The organism is Oxynema aestuarii AP17, assembly GCF_012295525.1.
Taxonomy (GTDB): domain Bacteria; phylum Cyanobacteriota; class Cyanobacteriia; order Cyanobacteriales; family Laspinemataceae; genus Oxynema; species Oxynema aestuarii.
The window spans coordinates 3346840-3371217 of sequence record NZ_CP051167.1; the positions used below are offsets into that span (position 1 = coordinate 3346840).

Here is a 24378-nt window from a genome sequence, read left to right on the forward strand (position 1 = left end):
AGCCATAGATTGTGCTAGACTCTCGCCATGCTGACCCTGAACTACACCGACCGAATCTATCCAGACCCCACCGAGCAGGCCGAACTGTTGCAGTGGATCGAGACCTGGCGAGGGGTATATAACGACGCCTTGCGCGAACTCCAAGACTGGATGGCTTCGGGTAAGTGTTCGGCAGACCGATGTTGGTTGGAAAAGGAATCTGGGGGAATGGGTGTGTTGGAAACGTGGGGTCTACCTTGTTAAGGTCGATCCTAGCGGCACTAGCCAAACCTGTCCCCACGGTTTTGCTACAGTCATTAAGGGGTTGGAAGTCAGAGAACATCATTGTTCTGAGTGCGAGTATCGAACCGATCGCGATCCGCCTCCGGTGTCGCTACGCGAACGGGCTGCAGCAGAGATGGTGTTGCATCGTGGACTCGAACAAGTTAGTCGCCAGGGACGCTGGAGAAAGGAAACCGCCTGTCAAGTCGGTCTGTCGGGGTTTAATGACCTAGACAAGTAACGCACGGCCCGAATACCCCATCGCGTTAGCGCAGTTGGGAAGCCCGCACTGTACCCGTAGGGTCGGCGTTGGGGGGAGGTCACGAGATCGAAAACTGATTTTCTAGAGGATCTAGCTTCACAGGCTACGGTTAGTAGGAGGATCGAACAACTATAATTGAACATTGAGATCGGCGATCGCTCAAAACTTGGATTCGTCTATCGGCTACCCAGATGAAGACTGAGGTTGTAAAGGAAAACTGAACTGACGAGCCGATCGCCCGAGCAAAGGTAGGGATTATCCCGAATCCAAGAGCAACACCCCAGACTTCAGTCATAGTCTCTCAAAGGTGTGAGGAGAAAAACAAACATGTCTAAATTAATGTGGAATTCTCTGCTGGTCAGTCCAGCAGTTTTAGGAGCGTTATTCGTTGGCTCGACCGGGGCGATCGCCGCCGACAGCCAAAGCACGCAAACGCCCGAGATTGCACAATCCGAGCAGTCGAGCCCCCTGCTGGCTCAAGCAACCGGAGAAGTTCTCCAGCAAATCGGCGAGTACAGCCAAGAAGGACGGGGCAGCGCCTCTAGCGGACAAGTCACCTCCGTCTCCCAACTCTCCGACGTCCAGCCCACGGACTGGGCCTTCCAAGCCTTACAATCCCTGGTGGAACGCTACGGCTGTATCGCCGGGTATCCCGACGGCACCTTTCGCGGCAACCGAGCCTTAACCCGCTACGAATTCGCCGCCGGGTTAAACGCCTGTTTGGACGTGATCAACAACCTGATCGCCGCCGCCGTAGACGACGCCCTCAGCAGCGAAGACCTAATCACCCTGCAACGGCTCACCGAAGAATTTTCGGCAGAATTGGCCACCCTCAGAGGACGGGTAGACGCCCTCGAAGTTCGCACCGCCGAACTCGAAGCCAATCAGTTCTCCACGACCACCAAACTGTTTGGCGAATCGATCTTCGCCCTGGCGGGGTCGGAAGGCGGTAACAGCGTCGGCGGCGATACCGATAGCGGCGTCGCTTTCGGAACCCGGACTCGTTTGGAATTCCTCACGAGCTTTACGGGTCGGGATCAACTCAATACCCGTCTCGCGATTACCACCCTCGACTCGTTCTCCGGAACCAATACCTTCACCCCGGAAGGCGACCTCAAGTTTGCCGCCGGAGTTTATGGCGAAGGCAGCACCACCGTCGAACTCGATTGGTTGCGCTATCAAACCAATATCGGCGACGTGCAGGTTTCGTTCATTCCGGTGGGGGCGATCGTTCCCGACTTTGCCAGCACCATCAACCCCCTCGACGGCGACGGCGGCAGTGGCGCCCTGTCTCGTTTCGGTACCCGTGCCCCGATCTACAACATGGTTGAAGGATCTGGGTTGGGTCTGACTTACGACGCAGGCCAGGCGGAAATCAGCTTGGGTTACTTTGCCGAAAACGCAGGCAGTCCGACGCGCCGCAACGGCTTGTTTGACGGCGCTTACGGTGCTTTGGCTCAATTGGTGTTCAAGCCGATTAACGGTCTCCAACTCGGTTTTACCTACGTCAATGCTTACCGCAAAGACATGCAAACGGGTAGCCAATTCGCGACCCCGGTCGAGTCGATCGCCCCGCCGGATGGCTTGGCTACGATCAGCAATGCCTACAACTTTGGCCTCGGTTACGATAGTGGCTCCTTCGCTTTAGGCGGTTGGGTCGGTTATACCAACGCGCGGATCCTCGATGAAGGCATCAAAGGCGACCAAGGGATCTTTAACTGGGCCGTCACCCTCGGTGTCAACGCCGGACCTCCGGGAAGCCAAGCGGGTCTGGTCGTCGGGATGGAACCGAAAGTGGTTCGTTCCTACAGCGATCAGGATTTAGAAGGCGCTCTCGAAGATGCGGATACCTCCTTCCACATCGAAGGGTTCTATCAGTACCAGTTGACCGAGAATATCGCGATTACTCCCGGTTTCATCTGGCTGACGGCGCCGGATCATGACGATCAAAACGATGACGTGGTGATCGGGACGATTCGTACCACCTTCCGCTTCTAGATCTTTAAAGTTCCGTCGATCGCCGAGCGCCTGACGGTCGCGATTGACGGTCGATAACAGCCATGACGCCCCGCCTCGCGCGGGGCGTTTTCGCTTGGCAACCCGCGTGGGGCAAACGATCCGGAAAGATCCTGCTCGTCGGAACTCCGAGGAATTTAGGCGACCGACCCCGGGAGAAACCTGCAAAGTCCAGTGGAAAACCGGGGTATAATAGAACGAATCGCGCGATCGCGCTCGAATCAGTGATGAGGATAAATAGCAATGTCAAGTTAGTCCCGAGGGATCCGGTATGTCCTTCGTTTGACCCGAGTTTTGAATCTTTCCTACCCACAACCGTGCGCGATCGGCCTCGATCCCCGAAGTCTTGAAACTCGGCGATCGGCACTCGTGCGATCGTCTCCCTTGACTTTTCAAATACCCTCTATTTTGGCCTGTGGAACTTTCTTGTAAAAGTGAATATGCCCTGCTAGCTTTACTAGAGCTAGCCGATCGCTACGATCGCGGCGAACCCCAACAAATTCGGCAAATAGCCGCTCAACAAAATATCCCCGACCGATATTTAGAGCAGCTTTTGGCAACCTTACGCCGTTGCGGGATCGTTCGCAGTCAAAGAGGCGCAAAAGGTGGCTATTTACTCGCACGAGAACCTTGGAAAATTACTTTATTAGAAGTCGTCGGTTGTATTGAGGGTTTGGATGCCACCTCGTCAGAGGAAGAATCTGCCCTGCGAAGTGTAGAAACGGCTGTAGTTCGCGACATTTGGCAAGAAGCTTGTGAAGCCTCGAATGCGGTTTTGCAAAAATACACGCTTCAAGATTTATGCACCCAGAGGGATGCGCGACAGCAGCTCAATATTATGTATTACATTTAGTTAAAACGTCGTCCTCAACCTTCATATTTTTCTCGATCCCCACAACTTGAGGACGACCGACGGTAGGTTTTATTGTTGCCGATGTCGAATGTAGGTTACTGCAATCGAAAGCGGAGATAACTGTCCATTCAACGATTACCCTTAAGAAATTCTTATGCGTATTGCTCGGAACATCACGGAATTAGTCGGTCGGACTCCTTTAGTCGAACTCAATCGCATTCCCCAAGCCGAAGGCTGTGTCGGACGCATTGTCGTCAAGTTAGAAGGCATGAACCCAGCAGCGTCGGTGAAAGATCGCATCGGCGTGAGCATGGTCGAAGCCGCCGAACGAGAAGGTTTGATAACGCCGGGAAAAACGATTTTAGTCGAGCCGACCTCGGGAAATACCGGGATTGCCCTAGCAATGGTTGCCGCCGCCAAGGGCTATCAGTTGATTTTGACCATGCCCGATACTATGAGTACGGAGCGGCGATCGATGTTACGGGCTTATGGCGCTCAGTTAGAATTGACCCCCGGTTTTGAAGGCATGAGCGGTGCCATTCGTCGCGCCCAAGAAATTGCGGACAATACGCCCAATTCTTATATGTTGCAGCAGTTTCGCAATCCCGCCAACCCGAAGGTTCACCGCGAAACCACCGCCGAAGAAATTTGGGAAGATACGGACGGTCAAGTCGATATCCTGATTGCGGGGGTGGGAACCGGGGGAACGATTACCGGGATTTCCGAAGTGTTGAAACAGAAAAAATCCGGGTTCCGGACGATCGCCGTCGAACCGACCAACAGCCCCGTTCTTTCCGGAGGGCAACCCGGACCGCATAAAATTCAAGGCATCGGCGCGGGTTTCGTTCCCGATGTTTTAAACGTGGACTTGATTGACGAAGTGGTCACCGTCAGCGATGACGAGGCGATCGCCTACGGTCGGCGCCTCGCCCGCGAAGAAGGCTTACTTTCTGGGATTTCCTCCGGCGCCGCCCTCTGTGCGGCTATCCGCGTCGCGCGGCGATCGGAAAACGAAGGCAAATTGATCGTCATGATTCAGCCGAGTTTCGGGGAACGCTACTTGAGTACGCCTCTGTTCCAAGACCCCGAACTGAGCGTTTCAGCCGTTGGCAGTTAGTCGGATAAGCCGTCGCCTTCATGACACCATAAATCAATCACTCTGGCGGGTAACATACCCGCCTTTTGGCTCATCTCATCGCAAGCAATTTCAATAAAAAAAGCGCACGCGGTTCAAAGCGTGCGCTTTTTTCTAAGTTAGAAACTTAACTCGGGTGATGAGATTGAGCTTTAGTCAAAGCTATCAAACTCAAGTCCAGTTTGTTTGTAAACTTGAAGCTGAATCAAGCTGACATTGCGGTAGCGAACGAATCCAGCACCACGGATTTGGAACGAAGAGCGCAATAAGCCATCCGCCGAACGACCGACAGGAGAAGCGGCAAAACGAACCAAGAAGCGAATCTGAGACGCTTTCAGCCCGCGCAATCCAGCAATGATATCCGCATCAGTCCGACCCGTCCCGACTAAGCCGACAAACTCCGTGCTATTGAAGCCCGTTAAGATATCGACTCCGGCACCATTAAACGCCGCTTCCGCAGCACTGAGAATACCAACCGTATCTCCACGTAACAGAGCCGCTTGAACTAACGGCGTGGCGAGCAACTGCTCGACCGGAATTCCCGTTCTCAAGGACAGACCATTCAAGTAGTCGAGAACTGCTTGCGGGACCGCCGGACCGGGAGGAGTCACCGGAGGAGTCACCGGAGGAGTCACCGGAGGAGTCACCGGAGGAGTCACCGGAGGAGTCACCGGAGGAGTCACCGGAGGAGTCACCGGAGGAGTCACCGGAGGAGTCACCGGAGGAGTCACCGGAGGAGTCACCGGAGGAGTCACCGGAGGAGTCACCGGAGGCGTTACCGGAGGAGTCACCGGAGGCGTCACCGGAGGCGTTACCGGAGGGGTCACCGGAGGCGTTACCGGAGGAGTCACCGGAGGCGTCACCGGAGGAGTCACCGGAGTACCAATGGGAAGCGCCGGAGTAATTGGAATGACCGGGGGTTCTGGTCCGATAGGTGAGGGCGTAATCGGGGATTGAGCCTCAGCAGGCTTGGCTCCCGTGAGATTGACTACGGAAGCGGCAGCCGCCGCTACCCCGACAAATAAAAGTTTTGTTCCTGAAGCTTGCAAATTTGAGAATCGCTGTTTTCCGTTCATAAGACCACGTTCCGCTATGTACTCCTAATATTAAATAGGAGAGGAAGCAGTGCGGTTATTACCACTTCCTATGGACAGTTAACCTGGTTTTCAACCGATTGGCCCACAAACCAGGTAAAAGCTACTCGGACTGCCCGTAAAATGCTCGTGCAAACACTCTTGAGAGTCCTTAGCAAAGACGCTTACCATCTTAACCCACCCAGATGTTGGCGATAATTGGCAGCGTCGGCATTGTGCGCGCTGTTGCTAAGCTTTACTAGCTACAAGTCGTGGTTTCATTTTGTTTTCCTCACACCTTAAAAGTAATTTAAGCAGGAATTTACTTGACTAGCCAGCTCAGCCAGAATATTGTGACTGACTCACCAAATATTTGGTGTTTTAGTTAGCAAAGCTTAACCTGCCCGATCGCCTCCCTACACTCTAAGGGTTCTAACGATAACGATCGCTCCTATTAATGAGACTTTTAAAAGGAAATACCGTAAACAATACTGAAGTTTAATCGAACCCCGTCTCCCGTGTTGCCTGTTAAGTCGAGGATACCAAAACTGGTAACTAGAGGAACTCTCCTGAATGGTACCACAGATACTCCCAATGTCAAGTCACGACCCGTCCATTCAGCCATCGCCGTCGCTTGATCTCCCATTGTTGTTGCGAAGCTGCCAAAAACATTAAACTCCGATCCTCCCAACTCATCATTGGGGTCAAAGTTGCTTTCTGTTCGGAAAATTCCATTCCCCAAACCTAACGAAACAAAGGCCAAACTAAAAGGCTTTTGTACGTCTGGGTTGAGAACTAAAATTTTACTAACAACTCCATAAAAACTACGTCCTGTATCGCCTGCCGCATTGTCCCAATCGACTAAGTTTTGAACTCCCACTCCCACTGCAAAATTATTAGGTAAATTGCGACTGGCTTGCAAGCTGATGCTCCCCGCCCCAAAGTTGTTACTTTGTCCCCGTTCGTTCGACAATCCCGTAATCGAAAGGGTTGTTGACAAACCGACGGATTTTTCGGGGTCGCCAAAGCCAATGGAGGCGGCGAAGGCGCCATCTTCGGCGTCGGTGAAGCGGTTGCGCTGGTTGAAGATAAAGCCGACGGATGCATTACCCCAACCACTACCGAACCCTGTAGGTGTTTGATTGCTAATCGCTGGAAAGGTTCCCGGTACGCCGAGGGATCGAGCAATTTCGCGCAATTGATCCCGAGTTAAAGAATTAATTAATAAATCCAAGGTGCGAACTTGCTCGCCGGAAAGGATGACGTTAGAATCGCCCCTTGCTTCCAGACGTTCGATGAGTGGTAGGAGTTCGTCCACTTGTCGCTGTTGCTGCTCGGTCAGATCGAGGTCGCGAGCGAAGCGGAGAATTTGTAAAAGTTCTTGGACTTCCTGTGCGGTAAAACGGCGAGCGGTGGGAACGGGAGGTGGTAGAGTTTCTTCGATTTGAGCGATTTCTTCAGGGGTGAGTGAGTCGAGTAAGGTTTTAATTTGGGCGGCTTGTTCTTCAGATAAAACAACGATCGCCTCGTCTTCTCTCAAACGTGCTTCTAAACTGGCGATGAGGGAACTAATTTCTGTGTTTTGTTGGGGTCGCAAGTTCAACCGTTGAATTTCTTCGAGGACGGCGACGAGTTCTTGAAGTGCTTCTTGAGTCCATCGGTTAGCCACCTCCGGGCGTTCGAGCAGCGACGCTTCTATTTGTTCTCGTTCTCTTTCGCTGAGAGAATCGAGGATTTCTTTGAGTTGTAGGGATTGTCCGGGAGATAAGAAAACTTCACGATCGCCTTGCGCTTGCAGTTCTTTGAGGTCTTGAATTAAAAGCTGAATTTGAGTGGCTTGAGTCGGTCGAAGTCGCAAGTTTTGAACTTCTTCGAGCAACAAAATAACATCGGCGAGTTCCTGTTGATTTAAAACCGCAATTTCTACTGCGGGAAGTTCGAGAGCGCTTTCCAACTGTTCGATTTCTTCGGGAGTCAGAGATGCGAGTAAGCTTTGAACTTGCCTTGCTTGTCGCTCCGAGACAATCAAAACAGGATCGCCCGTAGCTTTTAAGTCCTCCAACTCATCAATGAGGGTGTTAATTTCTGCTTCTTGCTGCGGTCTGAGTTCGAGATCTCTAATCCCTCTGATGAGAATTAATAATTGCTCTAATTCTTGTTGGGTGTAAGCATTATTGCTCTGAGGCGATTGAGAATCCGTGGGGGGGACGGGTCGGGTATTTTGCTTGCTGCGAGGGAAATCGGTCGCAATGGCGGTAGGTTTGACGTCTAAAGTCGGATCTAATGTCGGGTTGGGACTCGCCAGTCCCATGTCGGATCTGACGACCATTGCCGAACTCAAGCAGGCTAAAAAGCCCAGGCGTAACGCAAGCCGTTTGATTAACACTCGTTCTACTCCCCAATCCCAACATTAAACACGTATCAAGTGAACCATATTGTCCTAGGCCATCACAACCCGCATGGCGAGAAATTTTGACCGCCTTCGATTTTACTGCGATCGCCCAGTTGGTTCGAGTGACGCTGTAGGCGAGTGTGGGTGTTCCCCGACGGAAGTGCTGGAGGACATGGCGCGGCGCCGATGAGGGTTGTCGGATGGCTCGAACCGGGACAATCCGTTCCCCATCTTTATTTATGGTTCGCGGCGATCGCCCCGAATTCCGTAAAATTGGGTGGGAAAGGCGAAAATTTCAAGTGACTTTACAATTGAGGCGATCGTACAGTTGGGCTTTCGCCACTTCAAAGCTTTATGACTCGTGAAAACTATTACCAAACATTAGGGATCGATCCACAAGCAACCCCCGCTCAAATCAAGCAGGCTTATCGACGGTTAGCGAAACAATTTCACCCCGATCGCAATCGGGGAAATGGATCCCACGAACAAATTATCCGGATTAATGCCGCCTATGAAATCTTAGGCGATCCCGAACAGCGCCAAAACTACGATCGCGCCCGAGTTTTTGGAGGATCGCGAGCTTCAAAAGGCGATCGTCAACAACGCACTGCCGACGCTCAGAGATCCTATCACGAGTATCGCCAAAGTACCCGCAACCCGGACGAACACTTACAACAATGGCTCAAACAGGTCTATCGTCCGGTCAATCACTTCCTAGCTCGGATTTTGTCATCGTTAGATGACGAAATCGACGAACTCGCCGCCGATCCCTTCGATGATGAACTTCTGGGCAATTTTCAAGAATATCTCGATATTTGCCGCAATTTCCTCGCCAAAGCTCAGCACTCTTTTCGTTCGATGCCCAATCCCAGTAACGTTGCTGGCGTCGCCGCTCACTTATACCACTGCCTCAATCAAGTCGGCGACGGGATAGACGAACTCGAATTTTTCACCTTCAACTACGACGAGCATTACCTGCACCGAGGACAAGAACTCTTCAGAATTGCTGCCGGATTGCGGCGAGAAGCCCACGCTGCGATGAAACAAGTCTGGTAAAGCCATGGTCGAAGGGCGCGATCGCCGCCAACCGATCCCCGATCGCCGAAAAATTAGTTTATCCTTAAAATTGAACGTCGGTTTACATAAATTTACAAGTTCTCATGAAATGTATTATCAATCGCCGCGCTCGCTTTTCAGCCAGTCATCGTTACTGGCTCGACGAGCTGAGTGAAGCGGAGAACCAAGAGCGCTTTGGGTTGTGCGCTCGACCGATGGGACACGGGCATAACTACGTCCTCTACGTGTCGATGCAAGGAGAACTCGACGAATACGGTATGGTTCTCAACCTCTCCAACGTCAAACACGTCATCAAAAACGAAGTCACCGGACAACTCAACTTCTCCTTTCTCAACGAAGTGTGGCCGGAATTTCGCCAAACCTTGCCGACCACGGAAAATATGGCTCGTGCGATCTGGCATCGCCTGGCACCTCACTTACCGCTCGTGCGGATTCAACTCTTTGAACATCCCGAACTTTGGGCCGATTACGAAGGAAAAGACATGGAAACGTATCTCACCGTAGGAACTCATTTTAGTGCCGCCCACCGTCTCGCCCGTCCCGATTTAAGTTATGAAGAAAACTGCGAAATCTACGGAAAGTGCGCCCGTCCCAACGGACACGGCCACAACTATCATTTAGAAGTCACCGTTAAAGGCGAAATCGACGAAAGAACCGGGATGCTCGTCGATTTAGTCGCCTTAGAAAAGGCGATCGAAGATAACGTCGTCGAACCGTTCGATCACACCTTTTTAAATTACGATATTTCCTATTTTGCCGATGTCGTGCCGACGGCGGAAAATATAGCCATTTATATCGGTCAATTACTCAAAACTCCCCTTAGAGAACTCGGCGCCGAACTGCACAAAGTCAAATTAATTGAAAGTCCGAATAATTCTTGTGAAATTTATGCGGCGGACTTACCGGAAATGAACAAACCGCTTGAAATTGCCGCGCCCGTGTTTGCAGGGGTGTAATTGAGCCGACCCGTCGAGAGAAAATCTCCTTTTTGTATCCGCCTTTTTGTGTTCGATGGAGGCGATCGCCACTTGAGAAGTTCTATAGATAGCATTTCTCAATTCAACGATCGCAGATCCCCCTAAAGTTCCCCTTCAAAAGGGGGACTTTAGGATCGGGTTCCTACCTCTCACCGATGGTTTCGTCTACTTTTTCACCTTAGCGACGATCGTGCGGTGACGGGGCGTACTTTTTTGAATCGTCGGTCTTTCAAATCCCGCGTCGATAATTTCTCGTTCCATATCAAAAGAGAAATACCGATCTAAATACGGCTCCGTACTTTTGAGTAAAGTCAAAATATAAGGTGGCATTTTGACATAACTATCCGCTTGGGGATTCATGTCCATAATCGCCAAATATCCTCCGGGACGCAGCAAGCGCCTTGCTTCGTGCAGAATTTGCCGGGAGGGTTCCTGGGGGAGTTCGTGGAACATCAAACAACTCGAAACCAGATCGAAATGATTCTCCGGGAGTCCGGTGGATTCGGCGGCGGCGTGAACCCAGCGAATCTTTGCACCGCGTTCTTGGCTGCGATAGTCGGCGACGGCTAGAAAATAAGGGGATAAATCGACTCCCGTTAATTCCGCTTGGGGAAAGAGTTCTTGTAACGCAAAGGTACTCATCCCGACGCTACAGCCGAGATCGACGATCGCCCGTGGAGTTTCACTCAATTGCGGTTTGAGTAAATCGTGATAACTCTGACGCAATTTAGCATCGCCGTGGGGATCTTCCCCGGACCAAATCGTGGCGTGAACGGCGTAGGCGGCAACTTCGACCTCGCTGGCGGCTTCCCAACTGAGATTGCCGCGTTCGTAGGCGTGAAAGGAACGCAGGTAATAGTCGGGATAGACGAGATCGGGATTTTTGATTTTAGCCATTTCCACGTCCCAATTACGATCGCGCAACGCCTGCGATCGCTCGATCCAAGAAACACCAATTCGTTCGGCCCGTTTAATCATCATTTGGCGCGCTTGGTGTTTGGCAAATTTCGCTAAAGGAGGAATTCCCAGCAAGCCGTTAATCAGTCGCGAAGCCAATCCCGGGGGAGGTGGTGCAGCTACAGTCATGATGCCGATCTCAGATGTGGATAGTCAATTGTGGAAGCTAGTGTATCAAGGCTGACGGTGCAAAAAAACTGCAATTTTGAGCGGTTTGAGTGTTCTCGGATCGAGCTTAGTTTCCTTGGAACTCCTTCGTCTTTTTAAGAGCGAACAGTAATTCCATCTCGGCTTGCTCCGGTTGGGGCCAAGTGGCGGTCACGCCGATACCGCGAATGGACTGGAGAATGGCGGTTGTTCCCGCCGGAATGTTACCTCCAGAGAATAACAGCAGGGTTTGGAGCGGATCGATCGCCCGCTCCATATCGAGGTAGAAATAGCCGTAGTTGGGAGTGGGCAAACTTCCGGCGATCGCGCCGAAATTATCGCTGTTGCGTAAGCTCGGACTCGGCCCGGCGGCGATCGCATCGGCAATCGGTCCGCCGAGGGTCAGTAAGACAGTGTTATCGTCCAACCATCCATAACTGACCACCGCACCTTGTTGGGGAATTCTCCAATCTTGAAAGTCAATCCCGTTAACGGTTCGAGAACTGATTTCCAAGGCGAAAGGCAAGCCATTTTGAGCTAAATTCTCCAGTTTGTTTAAGGTCGTGGCAGCAGTAGTGCGATCGCTGGTTTCAAATAAGAGGGCGCCGCCAAAGCCAATCTGACTTAACATGCCTTCTTGAGAAGCAACCAGTCCGATCGCAAATTCGCCGTCCATCCAGCCGAACAGGTCGCGGTCGGCGTTAATGTTGACAAATTGATTGACGCCAGTTCTGACTAGGGTGACAAACTCTCCAATAGTTGGGGAAGTTTGAGATTGCGCCACCAACACCGACCAAATTTGTGAGAGGGGGATGCCGCTGACTAAGGCGATCGTTTCGCTGGGGAGGCGATCGAGTAGTTTACCGGAAATGGGTTCGCTCTGTTCGGGGAGTAAGTTCGGATCGACGGCGGAGATGGCGCGAACGTAGATACCTCGGTTGTCAACTCCTCCGGCGATCGCGATCGCCTGCACTGCATTAGTTTCGGGCAGTGCTACGGGACTTTCAGCTAATCCGCGATCGACCGCTCCTATCATCGACCCGTAGTCGGGTAAGTAGAAATGAAATAAGGGGTCATCTACCCCCAAATCGTCCGCGAGTAGTTTTTTAAAACTTTTCTCTTGGGAACCGCCGACATTTTTAGCGACCAGAGAGGGCTCTCCTTGAAAGACATCGATCGCCCGTTCCACAGTGGCTCGACTGTCGGAGAGAACTAGTTGATTTTTCAAGCGCGTATAATAACTCGGCGCACCTTCCGAGGGAATGATTTCGGAAATGGTCACCCCGTTATATTCAATCTCTTGTTGTTTGAGATTTTCTTGAGATTTTAAATTACGCTGAAATAACCACGCTCGCAATGGATTTTTGATGCCGACCACTGCCAGCAATTCCGATTGGGTTTCCCTCGGTTCTGCACCTTCTTCGGCGGGCAGCCACGCGAGCATGATATTGCCGACCCAAGGTTTTAAGTCTCGATCGTAATCGAGATTATTGGCTGTAAAAACTTCATTTTTGAACGATTCAATTCCTCGGGCGATCGCCGCCTTACTTTCCGCATTGCCAAATTCACTTAATTTTTGCCAAGGTTGGCGATCGTTGACCAGATAAGCCGCCATAAATGCTTCGTCGGGAACGACTTTAGCGCTATCTTCGGGATTGGAGCCACTCACGAAGGCACCGCGAAAATAAAAATAAGCGCCAGAGATCCCGACGGCGATCGCCACCGCCACAACTAAGCGGGTTGGAAAGGACTGTTTTTGTTCGGACATATTAATTGAAAAATGCGATTTTCTCTACAAGCATAAACGCGATTTTTCAATTTGTCCGATTCTTAAGAAATCTTTTTATCCATATTCATTCGATCGGCGATCGTTCGATAGAGATCGCTCAGCTTTGTGGAGATTTCTAAATCCTTAGAGGGAAAAATCATACCGGTTTTCAAAAATAATGAGAGAGATCGAGGGTAGGGATACGGCACTGCCGTGTCCTTACAGGCGATCTCTCTCCATCGAGGGTTTATAAAAATGGTATCAGATCGGTTGAGGACAGCTATTCTCGATCCCCAATTGATAAGTTTGACGGGCTGGCAAGATGCCTGTTCTACAGTGGGCGGAGGCAGACCCGATCGGTGTACTAGAGCGTTTTTAGATTTCCTGATTTCTGATTCCCTACTCCCCGGCAGGCAAAATGCCTGCACCGCAGGGTTTACCAGGGCGTTCCAATCATTGTAAAAGCCGCCCAAAAATAGGGATGAGAAAAAGTCAGATCGCCGATATTTCCTGTTACTTCTTTCGGTAATTCTATAGACCCGCGAACCGTCGTTAAATGACCGTTTTCAATGCGAACCTCACCCCGTAACATAGCTAATTGAGCTTGTCGGAGTGCCTCAGTTTTAATGGTTTGGTCTTGGAGGCTCAATTGTCGATAAAATTCACTCATCAGCCCTAAAGTGCCTTCGTCATCCACTTGCCACAAACTGGCTAAAACTGATTTGGCACCCATTTTGACGGCTAATCCGGCAAAACCTAATTCAGCTTCTTCCGTTCCCACTGCTGTTTCGCAAGCACTCAAGACTAATAATTCTACAGGTTGCTGCTTGAGTCCCAATTCTCCTAAGCGATCTAACGATAAACGACCATCCCAAAATTGAATGTAAGACTGACGCCGTTCGTTTTCCGACTCGAACCAAACGTGGGTGGCTAAATGAACGATTCCAAAGCGATCGCGATCGCGCTGTTCCTCAAAGTTTTTAAGGGTAAATTCTTCGTTTAAAAAAGCTTCTCCGGGCCATAAGTTTCCGGCAATTGTCGATAGTTCGGAAGGAACGGCAGGTAGGGGCAACATATTGGGGTCTTGAAATTCTGAAGCCCCCATTGCTAAAACAGGAAGTTCTTTTAAATTTTGATAACTCGCATCGGTGAGGGTGACGCTGGGAATTAAACCGAGACGATATTTTTCGATTAAAAACTGTTCGCCGTCGTGAAGGGCCGCGAGGGGAATGGCGCGCAATCCAGCATCGAGGGAAAACATGAGCAAGTTGACCCCTCGTTCTCCTAATTGCTGTTCGAGGGGGGCAATCAGCCAATTGTAGAGTTGTCTCGACGGCCCGAGGTAACTTTCGGTGTGAACTTTGCGCGGATTGGTTAACTCCGAGAGCAAGCGGGTGACCTCGTGCCTCAAGGCGAGACGGTTGGCGCCGGGAATGCGGCGAGCGATCGGATGACCTTCTGCGGTGATAACGACCAATTCGAGGGCGTCAGGGAGGGAAATAAGGTAAATAACCGCAGGTTTGAGATTGGTTTTTTGGGCGATCGCACTGAGATATTCGCGGACGTTGGTACTCTGGCGCGAGTTTTTCTCGGTGGAAATTCCTAATGAGGTGCTGAATTCTTGAGTTCGCATCCATTCGATGTCTGCGATCTCTAGGCGAGACTCGGGTTCTAAGTTGCTTTCTGCTAGCGCCACTGGCGTAGAGGCGATCGCCTCTACGTTGTTGGAATTGAGGACGACACTCCCAGGATCTGTCTCTAGCGCAGTTGCTTGGGTGGGGTTGGCTGCATTCGGGGCACGAGTAGCGGCAGATTGCGCCTCTTCGACGACGATGGTGGGGCGATCGCTCCCCTCTAACATCGTCGGCAATTCGGGAATTTCCGGCACTTTGGCAATCGCCTCTGACCCAGGTAATTGAGGAGTGACTAAAGGCGCTTGAGGGACTGGCGGTGCTTCAATTGGCGTTTGTACCGGATCGATCGCCAAATTTGCCAGATTTTCAGGGTTTTGTGCTTCTGGAATGGCGATCGCCCTCGCCGATTCGGCGGAGGGGGGTTCGCCAACGATCGCCGGATCGATCTGTATGGGCTGTACGGGGTCAACCACTGTAGTTTGGGGCGGCGATTGGCTCTCTACAGGGGTACTCTCTACAGGGGTACTCTCTACAGGCGCACTCTCTACAGGGGTACTCTCTACACTGGCTTGTTCTGGAACGGGAGGCGCTTGCACCACGGGTTCGCTTTCCGATTCGATCGCCGGGGGTACGGTTTCCGTCGTTGTTGGCGAGGGTGAGGGCTGTTCCCTTTGGGGTTCGACTTGCGGTTCTACCCTCGATTCTGCTTCTGGTTTGTCCGCAGTTGTGGGAGTGCGTTCGCGGACTGAGTCCACAGGAGTATCGCTCTCAGTCGCTGCTGAGGTCGGTTTTGTGGTTGTGGCAGGTTGGGAATCACTCGGCTGGGGTTGGGATGCACTCGCTTCGCGATTGGGAGCGATCGAACCTTCCCTGGGACTCGAACTCGGTTGTTCCGATTCTGAGGAGTCCGAGGAGTTGGATGTAGATTCATTTACATTCGCACTCGATTCACTCTCGCCGACCGTTGGTTGTTCTGTTTCGGTGTCCGATTCCGTTTCAGTGTCGGTTTCAGTTGCAGTGTCGGTGTCCGATTCCGTTTCTGTTTCAGTTTCTGTTTCGGTGTCCGATTCCGATTCCGTTTCTGTTTCTGTTCCTTCTTCAAGCTCTTCCTCGGTGCGATCGCCGCACTGAGTTTCATCGCTACATTCAGAATCGTTTTCTTCGTCCTCTACTTCCTCTAGTTCCTCGGTATTGCTGCTATTCTCTTGAATTTCATCGGAACTCAAGCGAACGACGCGATCGGATACCGATTGATTCGCTTCCAACGTTTCGCCGGACCCTGTGGTAATTGCTGCAGCCGTTCCGTTGGGTGTAGCACCATCCCCATCCGCATCGCCGATTTCAAAACTTTCCTGTCCGTGGGCGATCTCCACGCGACCGCCTTCGGGTGCAGCCGTGGAAATACTCGCTTCTACGCCATTGCTCGCCATAAACGAGTCTGTGGCGCGAAAATGAGCGGGGGTTTGAATTGTCACGTCGCCGCCAACTTGACCGCCTTCAGTGCGAATCGAAGCCACTTCAATATCGTTCGCGTCCGTGACTAACGTAACGGGGGCGCCTTTGCCCGCGATCGATGCCGAGGCGATCGCCCCGGTCGAAATCCCGGTCGCGGCCCTCAAATTAATTTCGCCACCGTCGCCAAATTCCACCGAACTATTTAAGTCTTCCGTGGCGATCGCCCCTTCAAAACTCCGGAGGTCGATCTTGCCGCCTCGGGTGCGGATATCGCCCATCGAGATCCCATCCCTCGCGATAATTTCCACCGCCGAACCCTCTCGGTCGAGGGTCAAATTTTGCTGAAATTCAGCCGACCCACTCGCTTCGATCGCCACCGATCCGGCAACGGTCACCGCCCGATCGAAGCGGATATTCCCCCCGCGTGCAATCAGTCGGTCTAAAGGGGTTTGGGCGCCGACCGCATCGCCGATCGCGATCTGACCGTCTCCCGCGTCGAGCATCAATTGGCGATCGCCGTCCACGGATCCGCTCAATTCCAGATCTCCGAGCCCTTCGCCCGTGGTCAGGGTCGTATCTTCACTTAAAACCGTCGGACCGTCAATCTGAATCGTTTCGCCATCGGCGATCGCCCCGTAACCCGGATCGATAGACGTGGCGGCACTCAGGGAGATCCGACCACTACCGTTATCCCCATCCGTCGCATCGAGCCAACCGCGATCGATGGCGATCGCCCCTTCGCGACTGACTAACTCGATATCGCCCCCATTCGAGGCGATCGACGCCGCGTTTACGTTCCCTCTCGCCTCTAAAAATACCTGTACGGCGGAATCTTCGGCGGCGATCGAACCGACGGTCAAACTGCCGGATTCCTCAGTTTCCAGATGGGGATTCCCGTTAATGTTGCCCGCCGATCCGGTTCCCGGTAAAACACTATGTTCTAAACGGACTGCCCCGGCGCTCAAGGTCAAGCGATCGCCGTCCACCAGGGAGATCCGACCCGCTTCGAGGGATCCCATCGTTTCCACGGTCAAACTCGAACCCGTGTAATTGCCGAAAATAATATTCCCTCGGGCGCTGAGAACCGTGGGAGTCGCACAGCTTCCCTCAACACAGCTTGCCCAGTTCGCCGCTTCGCCGTTGCGTTTGACAATGGCCAGATCGCCGCCACTCGACAGCCGTGCATCGAGCCGGATCGAGCGATCGCTGACAATTGTGAGATCTCCCCGACTGCTGAGACTGGACTCGTCATGATTGAGAATTTCAATATCTGCGCCACGCCGCGCCTCAATTTCTAAGCTATCTCCCGCTTGAGCGACAAACGGATGCGAGAGACTGTCGCGGAACATCGCGACATTGCCCGCGCGCAGATGCAGGGTTCCGCTTGTTTCCAGGTCGCTGCGAACTAAGGTCAAATTGCGCGCCGACCACAGCAGCGCCGCATCCGCACTCACTTGATTGGCGACGAGATCGCCGTTGTAAACTTGCAAACCGGATCCGGACAGTTCGATACTGCCGTCGTCGTTGACCGTAATATCCGTTGCGTTGCCGCCACTGCCCCCAGTGAGCAACCGAGGTAAAAGGAGTGAGGAATAAAAGCGAAAGGGGTTTTCCCACCACTGTTCCAACCACGTATAAGAATCGAGTTCCAAGTCGAGCAGCATTCCCGGTTGGCTGAGGCGCACGATGCTTTCACCGGGAACTGCAGCGACAATCACTTGACCGTCCGGGGCCGAAAGGGTTCCGGAACTGACGATCGTACCGCCGATTAAGGTGAGATTTTGGCCGCGTCCGACGGCGAGATCCCCGATATTGACGATCTGCTGGGGTTGGAGACTGGTAAAGGCAAAGGCATTCGGGGTTCCTTCTAAGTTGCCATAGGCGTTCGATCCGGTGCTGTAGAACCATTGCCAATTGCTCGGATCGCCGAAGCCGAGGCGATCGGCGGTGGTGGCGGTGAAGGATGCGGGAACGTCCAAACGGGCTTGAGATCCGAAGATGATGCCCGCCGGGTTGACTAGAAAGAGGTTGGAATCGCCTCCGGTGACTTGAATTAAGCCATTAATGACCGACGGATCGCCTCCCGTGACGCGGCTAAAAATGTTGAGAATGTCTGGATGGGAAACAAAGGTAGCGATTTGACCTTCGGTGAGGCCAAACTGCTCGAAACTGTGGAAGAGGTTCGTACCACTGTTGGAGCGATCGCCGCCGGAGATCTCGAACAGGTCGCCGTCTTGAGTGACGACGGTGGTGCTATCTTGGCGGACTTCGACGGACTGACTCCAACCGGGTTGGCTGGCGATCGCCCAGGTCAAGGGCAAGAAAGCGATCGATAGGTAGATGCGCGTCAGGGGAGATGACATAATAACTGTTCTCCTGTTTGGAGACGATCTCGGTGAGTTCGACTCGATCGCAACAGGATATTCTCTGTCGTTAGTAAAATTGTATCCTAGGATTTCATCGGGTAGACAATCCTCCTTTAAAGCAAGATTTTAGTTTTGCGTGTAATTTTTTAATGAAATTTTGCAAAAAAAATAAATTTTAATTAAAGTGACCCAGGGGATTGGAGGGAGCGAAAAGGGTTTCAAAAGTTGCACGGTTTTGATAAGCCCAATCCGAACCGATGCGGTTTCCCCGGCGCCTGTCAGCATGGGGTCGTGGGGCGATCGCCAAAAAAATATAATTCCCTCCGATCGCCCGATTTTTACGGGCGATCGCCGAATCGTCAAAAGACTATCGCTGAGGGGCGATCGCCCGTGAGGTCGGCGCGACGGTCTTGTTAAAATTCGACGGCGCCTTTACAGACTCTTCAAGGTTTTAACCTACTCAAAATCCGCAAAATCGCTCATAACTGAAATGAGGAGCGATCGAGAACTAGGGTGCGGTTTTGGAAAGATTCAGACCGAATCCGACGGCGCGCGAATGGGGAATTTGGCCGGATTAAAATAAAAGGAACCTCGGCCAGTCGCGAAGTTTGTAAGCATAAAGAGACTTCGGATCGATATTTTTCGAGAGATTGTTGCTACTTCCCGGCTACAGCACGAGCCGTTTTAACGGTTCGCAATCGCCCGGCGATCGCCACTCACTGCACACCAGCTAAAACCACGAGTCCTATGGGAGTTTCCGTTCCATTTGTAGATTTATCGGTACAACACGCCCCGATTGAAGACGAAATCGAACGGGCGATCGCCTCGGTGGTCGAACGCGGCGATTTCGTGTTGGGTCGAGCTCTCGGCGAGTTCGAGGCGGCGTTCGCCCGCGCCTGCGGGGTCGAATACGGGGTAGGAGTCGCCTGCGGGACCGACGCGATCGCCCTCGGTCTGCAAGCCTGTGGCATCAAGGCGGGAGATGAGGTGATTTTACCCGCCAATACCTTTATCGCCACCTTAATCGGCGTGTTGCGATCGGGGGCGACTCCGGTTTTAGTCGATTGCGAACTCGATACCGCCGAGATCGACCTCGACGCTGCCGAACGGGCGATCGGACCCCAGACCCGGGGGATCCTTCCCGTTCACCTGTACGGACAGATGGTCAGTCCCGAACGACTTCAACAACTGGCGATCGCCCATAACTTAGTGATTTTTGAAGATGCCGCGCAAGCTCACCTTGCCGAACGAGAGGGCAAAAAGGCCGGATCGGTCGGCTTAGCTGGGGCGTTTAGCTTTTATCCCAGCAAGAATCTCGGCGGTATCGGCGATGGGGGAATGTTGGTGACGGGCGATCGTGAAGTCGCCCAAAAAATGCGAACCTTACGCAACTACGGCGCCCCCCAAAAATATCGCCACGTGGAAATCGGCACCAACAGCCGCCTCGATACCCTCCAAGCTGCCGTCCTCAACGTCAAACTGCCCCATTTACCCGCCTGGAACCGATCGCGCAATGCTGCCGCCAGCCACTACGATCGCCTCCTCGCCCCCCTGCGCGATCTCGGCATCGTCCCCATCCTCAATCAAAGCGGTACGGGCCACGTCTATCACCTCTACGTCATCCGCATTGACGACCGTTGCCCCCTCGACCGCCAGACCCTCCAGGATAAACTAGAAGCCCAAGGCATCCAGACGGGCATTCACTACCCCATTCCCTGCCACTTGCAACCGGGCTATCGCCATTTGGGCTATCATCCCGGACAATTCCCCCACGCAGAACAACTCTGCGAGCAAATTTTATCCCTGCCCATGTATCCCGGTCTCGACCTGCCCCAAATCGAGACGGTCGTCGAGGCGATCGCCCTCGCCATCTCCTAACCTCACCCTCCCGCTATACCATGCAGCTCGACCGCAAATTCCCAACCCTTCTCGACCGCTATTACGGCTGGATCGTCATCGGCGCGATCGCCCTCCTCTACGCCCCGTTAATCGCCCACTGGTACGACGGCTGGCTCAATAAAAATATCAGTCTCGAACACGAATACTTCAGCCACGGTTTAATTGGCTTGCCCTTCGCCGCCTATATCGCCTGGATCGACACGCGATCGCGCTGGCGCCGTCTCAACGAAGTCACCCATCCCCTCGCCCTCCCCTTCCTCATTACCGGGGGCATCTTCTACCTCAGTGGCTTACCCGACTTCACCAACCTCTCCTTTCCCCTCGTTCTCATCGGCGTATGCCTCTGGTTTAAAGGCATTCCCGGGCTAAAACTGGAAAAATTCCCCCTCTTACTCGTCATTCTCGCCACCCCTAACGAAATTCCTTACTTAATATCCCCTTATACCCTGCCCCTACAAGCTTTTATTGCCAGTTGTGCCGGGTTCATTTTGACCCATTTTGATGTCCCCGTCACCGTCGAGCAAATTTACCTCTACGTCAACGACAAAATCGTTGAAGTCGCCCCCCACTGTTCCGGCTTGAAAATGTTGTTAACCAGTCTCTACGTTGCCTTAATGTTGTTGTACTGGACCGGAACCTTAAGATCGCGCGGCAAAACCCTGACCTTTTTAGGCAGCACGGTGATTTTAAGCGTCACCGCCAACATCATTCGTAATACCCTGCTGACCTTCTTTCACGGGACGGGTCGCGAGCAGATCTTTGCTTGGTTGCACGAAGGATGGGGCGGAGATCTCTATTCTGCCTGTATGTTAGGACTGCTGATTCCTTTATTAGGCTCGATTGAATGGATTGCGGATTACTTCCATCCGGGAACGGAGTTAGAAGAGAGTTAATGTAGAGAAGAAGCAAGAGGGAAAAGCAACCAGGGAAAAGCTAGAAGTCTGTGGGGTGCGCAAGGCGATCGCCTTGCACCCAGACCCCAAGACCAATACAAAAAATGAGGATGAGTAAATTTTAAATCCGTTGAATCTGAAATCGACCGGGGAAAGTCGCCAAATTCCTGTACGGACACGGTAATGCCGTGTCCGTAACACAAATAAACTTCAAAAGCTGTTTATTCAAAAGATTTATTCAAAAACATATTATAATTAGCTATAAATCCGCTACTTTATCGATAAAATCTAGCCACTTAAAACAGCAATCAAAGCGCAAATTTCAAAACTAGAATGACCTAGCTCGAACTGTAAGATCTTCAAAACGACACGATGGATTTAACTAAATTAAAACGCCATTATGGATTAAATAGACTATTATTAGTCGGATTTCTCATCTTGCTGTTCGTAGCCGGTGCAATTCCCGGATACTTGAGCGGAAAATGGGAGTGGATGCAACCGCCTTCCGTCCACCGATTGAAAGAAATTAAGCAAATCCAAGACCGGGGTGTCGAACTCTCGAACTGGGAAACTTTGCGAGGTAAAAAACTTCTCATTAGCGGTCAGAAGTGGTTCCGCCAGGACGTGCGACGTTCGCAACGGGACGCCGAAGGCGTATCGCGCGACGGCCAACAAGCCATAATCATGTTTATGGTTCAAAATGGACCGATGGATCGCCCTCAAGTCGAGTGGACCGACATCAACGGTTATTGGCGCTGGAAGTCGGACTCGGAGCGTCAGCTCGAATTTACAGTAACGGCGCAAGATATTGCCCGATCGCGTTCCAGTGAAGTCGAGGGGGAAAATCAAGTCGATCGGAACTTAAATCAGAATGGAAATCGGGATGAGACCCAGTCGGTCACGGCGCGATTTTTCCGCACTTGGACGCCATCGCAAACCTATGCGGCGATTCAGTGGTACGCTTGGCCCGAGGGCGGGTCGCCGAACCCGAGTGCCTGGTTTTGGCGAGATTTAGGCGCCCAAGTCCGAGGCGATCGCGTTCCCTGGGTGGCGGTCAGTGCGATCGTACTTATCGAGCCCTTGGGAGATTTGGAGCGATCGCGCGCGGATGCAGAAGCCCTGGGAAAAGACATCCAAGCGGCATTAATCGCCCATTCGTTTCGAGGGAGTGAATAACGGTGAAACCGATCGACCCGGCAGGAAAAACCGAGCGAAAATCGCCATTGGCGCCGAACGTCGCGACTCCAATTGATGGCAGACGGGCGATCGTGGCGATCGCCCTGGCCACCGTTCAAGTCAGTTGCACCGCCTTGGCGGCGATCGCGCAATTCCCCTTCAATCCCCCCGCGTCGCCACCTTCCGAGCCGCGAGCATCTGCCCGCTACTGCCCGGCAGACGGCGATCGAACCGCTATCCAAACCGCCCCAGCCGCCCCGGCAACCCCCTTCGATCGCCTCCCGAACCTGCAAGCCCCTCCCCCCGCCGCGCCCTCCCCTGCCCTGCCGACGGCGCCACCGGACGAGCGCCCCGCGCCCTTACCCCTATCCGCCTTACCCAATCCCGTCTATCGCCTCGGACCGGGAGACCAAATTTACATCGACGTCCAACCCTTCCAAGACCGTAGCGGTGCCAATCCCATCAACGCCGAAGGTCAAATCGTCCTTCCCTTAATCGGCACCGTCAACCTCAACGGACTGACCCTCGAACAAGCCCAAATCGCCCTACAACAAGCCTTCAACCGCTACTTAGTCAATCCGCAAATCCGGGTCACCCTCTTGGTCAAGCGTCCCGTGCGCGTCACCCTCACTGGAGAAGTCACCCAACCGGGATTTTACAGCCTGCCCCCGGAAAGCGCGCGTCTCACCGATGCCCTGCGCTTGGTCGGGGGGACGACGCCCTCCGCCAACCTGCGCGCCGTGCGCTTGCGGCGTCTACTCCCGGATGGATCCCCCGTGGAAGTCACGATTAATTTACTCGATCGCCTGAAACAAGGGGTAGACTTGCCCGAAATTCCCCTAGTTCAGGGAGATACGATCTCGATTCCCCGCTTGTCCCTACAGGAAGCGCGCGGCTACGATAGCAGCCTCGCCGGGCGATCGATCTTGGGAAACCCCCAGCCCGTCTCGATCCGGACGATCGGCGAAGTCACCCAACCGGGCTTTTATAATTTACCGCCGTCGGTCAGTCCGGTGGCAGATGCTTTGCGCTTGGCGGGAGGAAGCACCCCCATCGCCGACTTGCGGGCCGTGCGCGTCTGTCGCTATCTCGACAATGGCGAAGTCAGCGAAGAGGTGGTCAATTTGTACGACCCCCTGCGATCGGGGGCGCCCCTAGACGAGCTGCGCCTCGGCAATGGCGATGTGGTGGTGGTGCCGAAATTAGATTTTGCCCAAGCGGACAACTACGACAGCAATCTAGTGGCGAGTTCGACCCTCGCGGCGCGCCAACCCGTGGCGGTGACCATTCTCGGCGAGGTGGCCCAACCGGGATTTCAAGTGCTGCCCTTTTCCCCGCGTCCCGTAGCGGATGCGCTGCTGACGGCTGGGGGAATTACCAGCGAGGCGGATTTGCGAGGGGTCACCGTGCGCCGGGTGCTGACGGACGGACGCACGAGCGAGACGAAAGTGGATTTGTACACGCCACTACAAACGGGCAGTCCCTTACCGGACCTGCGTTTGGGCGATGGGGACGTGGTGTTCGTGCCGAAGGTGGAGTCGAATACGGACGAGTATTACGATCGCGTGTTGGTGTCGCGATCGACCTTGGCTCAACCCCAAATCGTCGTGCGAATTTTAAGTTACCCTGGAGGAGGAATCAGTATCGCGCCCCTGCCCAATGGCAGCACGATCGCCGATGTCTTGAGTGCGGTTCCCTTGCAACAAGCCGATCTGGGTAAAATTCTATTAGTTCGCTTCGATCCGGAACAAGGGAAAGCCATCACCCGGGAGATCGACGGCAAAAAGCTGTTGATGGGCGATCCGTCCCAGGATATCGCGCTCCAGCATCACGACGCGATCGTAATCGGTCGCAATTTGATTAGTAAAATTACTTATGCGTTGAGTACGTTTACGCAGCCGTTCCGCGATGTTTTGGGCTTTTTACTGTTTTTCGATACCTTGAGAGACAGTGCGAGCGATTTATTCGGTCCGGGTTCGGACAATAATAATAATTAAATGATTCAGGGTTTCTCGAAAGTGAAAGTTACGGCGTAGA

At 52.9% G+C, this 24378-nt stretch carries 18 protein-coding genes; 13 read left to right on the forward strand and 5 right to left on the reverse strand.

Annotation, left to right across the window (positions count from 1 at the left end; all coding sequences use genetic code 11):
- Nucleotides 1-27 precede the first annotated feature (27 nt).
- From HCG48_RS13645 to cysK, 5 genes are all read left to right on the forward strand, one after another.
- The gene (locus HCG48_RS13645; RefSeq protein WP_168569645.1) at nt 28-243 is read left to right on the forward strand and encodes a helix-turn-helix domain-containing protein; all 216 of its coding nucleotides are present in this window, start codon (nt 28-30) and stop codon (nt 241-243) included.
- Nucleotides 212-502, forward strand: a complete 291-nt coding sequence (locus HCG48_RS13650) for a zinc ribbon domain-containing protein (RefSeq protein WP_210437033.1) — start codon at nt 212-214, stop codon at nt 500-502. Before HCG48_RS13645 ends, HCG48_RS13650 begins: the two co-directional genes overlap by 32 nt.
- A 348-nt stretch (nt 503-850) precedes the next feature.
- Nucleotides 851-2521 (forward strand): iron uptake porin, encoded by a 1671-nt coding sequence (locus tag HCG48_RS13655; RefSeq protein ID WP_168569646.1) that lies wholly within the window; start codon nt 851-853, stop codon nt 2519-2521.
- Between the two features lie 433 nt (nt 2522-2954).
- Nucleotides 2955-3392: an RrF2 family transcriptional regulator gene (locus HCG48_RS13660; RefSeq protein ID WP_168569647.1), complete on the forward strand. Its 438-nt coding sequence runs from the start codon at nt 2955-2957 to the stop codon at nt 3390-3392.
- 154 nt (nt 3393-3546) lie between these two features.
- On the forward strand, nt 3547-4509 hold the full coding sequence (gene cysK / locus HCG48_RS13665; protein ID WP_168569648.1) for a cysteine synthase A: 963 nt from the start codon (nt 3547-3549) through the stop codon (nt 4507-4509).
- A gap of 170 nt (nt 4510-4679) precedes the next feature.
- On the opposite strand, the gene HCG48_RS13670 is transcribed toward cysK, so the two are convergent.
- Together HCG48_RS13670 and HCG48_RS13675 are read right to left on the reverse strand one after the other, a co-directional pair.
- Nucleotides 4680-5603, reverse strand: a complete 924-nt coding sequence (locus HCG48_RS13670; protein ID WP_168569649.1) for a hypothetical protein — start codon at nt 5601-5603, stop codon at nt 4680-4682.
- A gap of 463 nt (nt 5604-6066) precedes the next feature.
- On the reverse strand, nt 6067-7986 hold the full coding sequence (locus HCG48_RS13675; protein ID WP_168569650.1) for a hypothetical protein: 1920 nt from the start codon (nt 7984-7986) through the stop codon (nt 6067-6069).
- A 150-nt stretch (nt 7987-8136) separates the two neighbouring features.
- Here HCG48_RS13675 and HCG48_RS13680 point away from each other — a divergent pair, with 150 nt between their 5' ends.
- The 3 genes from HCG48_RS13680 (at nt 8137) to HCG48_RS13690 (ending at nt 10025) form a co-directional block, all read left to right on the forward strand.
- Nucleotides 8137-8295 carry a hypothetical protein gene (locus HCG48_RS13680; RefSeq protein ID WP_168569651.1) on the forward strand — a complete coding sequence of 53 codons (159 nt, stop codon included), beginning with the start codon at nt 8137-8139 and terminating at the stop codon, nt 8293-8295.
- A gap of 51 nt (nt 8296-8346) precedes the next feature.
- Entirely contained in the window at nt 8347-9048 is a 702-nt protein-coding gene (locus HCG48_RS13685; protein WP_168569652.1) for a J domain-containing protein, read from the forward strand.
- Between the two features lie 104 nt (nt 9049-9152).
- Nucleotides 9153-10025 carry a 6-pyruvoyl trahydropterin synthase family protein gene (locus tag HCG48_RS13690; RefSeq protein ID WP_168569653.1) on the forward strand — a complete coding sequence of 291 codons (873 nt, stop codon included), beginning with the start codon at nt 9153-9155 and terminating at the stop codon, nt 10023-10025.
- Between the two features lie 186 nt (nt 10026-10211).
- Here HCG48_RS13690 and HCG48_RS13695 read toward each other — a convergent pair whose 3' ends face one another.
- The 3 genes from HCG48_RS13695 to HCG48_RS13705 form a co-directional block, all read right to left on the reverse strand.
- Nucleotides 10212-11132 carry a class I SAM-dependent methyltransferase gene (locus HCG48_RS13695; protein WP_168569654.1) on the reverse strand — a complete coding sequence of 307 codons (921 nt, stop codon included), beginning with the start codon at nt 11130-11132 and terminating at the stop codon, nt 10212-10214.
- 106 nt (nt 11133-11238) lie between these two features.
- A complete protein-coding gene (locus tag HCG48_RS13700; RefSeq protein WP_168569655.1) occupies nt 11239-12918 on the reverse strand; it encodes a DUF3352 domain-containing protein in 1680 nt (559 codons plus the stop codon).
- A 436-nt stretch (nt 12919-13354) separates the two neighbouring features.
- Nucleotides 13355-18370, reverse strand: coding sequence for a CHAT domain-containing protein (locus HCG48_RS13705; protein ID WP_168569656.1), 5016 nt, complete (start codon nt 18368-18370; stop codon nt 13355-13357).
- A 238-nt stretch (nt 18371-18608) separates the two neighbouring features.
- On the opposite strand from HCG48_RS13705, the gene HCG48_RS13710 reads away from it, so the two are divergent.
- From HCG48_RS13710 to HCG48_RS13730, 5 genes are all read left to right on the forward strand, one after another.
- A complete protein-coding gene (locus HCG48_RS13710; RefSeq protein ID WP_168569657.1) occupies nt 18609-18767 on the forward strand; it encodes a hypothetical protein in 159 nt (52 codons plus the stop codon).
- A gap of 353 nt (nt 18768-19120) precedes the next feature.
- Nucleotides 19121-20251, forward strand: coding sequence for a DegT/DnrJ/EryC1/StrS family aminotransferase (locus tag HCG48_RS13715; protein WP_168569658.1), 1131 nt, complete (start codon nt 19121-19123; stop codon nt 20249-20251).
- A gap of 20 nt (nt 20252-20271) precedes the next feature.
- Nucleotides 20272-21165, forward strand: coding sequence for a cyanoexosortase B (gene crtB, locus HCG48_RS13720; RefSeq protein ID WP_168569659.1), 894 nt, complete (start codon nt 20272-20274; stop codon nt 21163-21165).
- 372 nt (nt 21166-21537) lie between these two features.
- A complete protein-coding gene (locus HCG48_RS13725; protein ID WP_168569660.1) occupies nt 21538-22341 on the forward strand; it encodes a cyanoexosortase B system-associated protein in 804 nt (267 codons plus the stop codon).
- A gap of 2 nt (nt 22342-22343) precedes the next feature.
- Complete coding sequence (locus tag HCG48_RS13730) at nt 22344-24338, forward strand: SLBB domain-containing protein (protein ID WP_168569661.1); 1995 nt, start codon at nt 22344-22346, stop codon at nt 24336-24338.
- Nucleotides 24339-24378 lie beyond the last annotated feature (40 nt).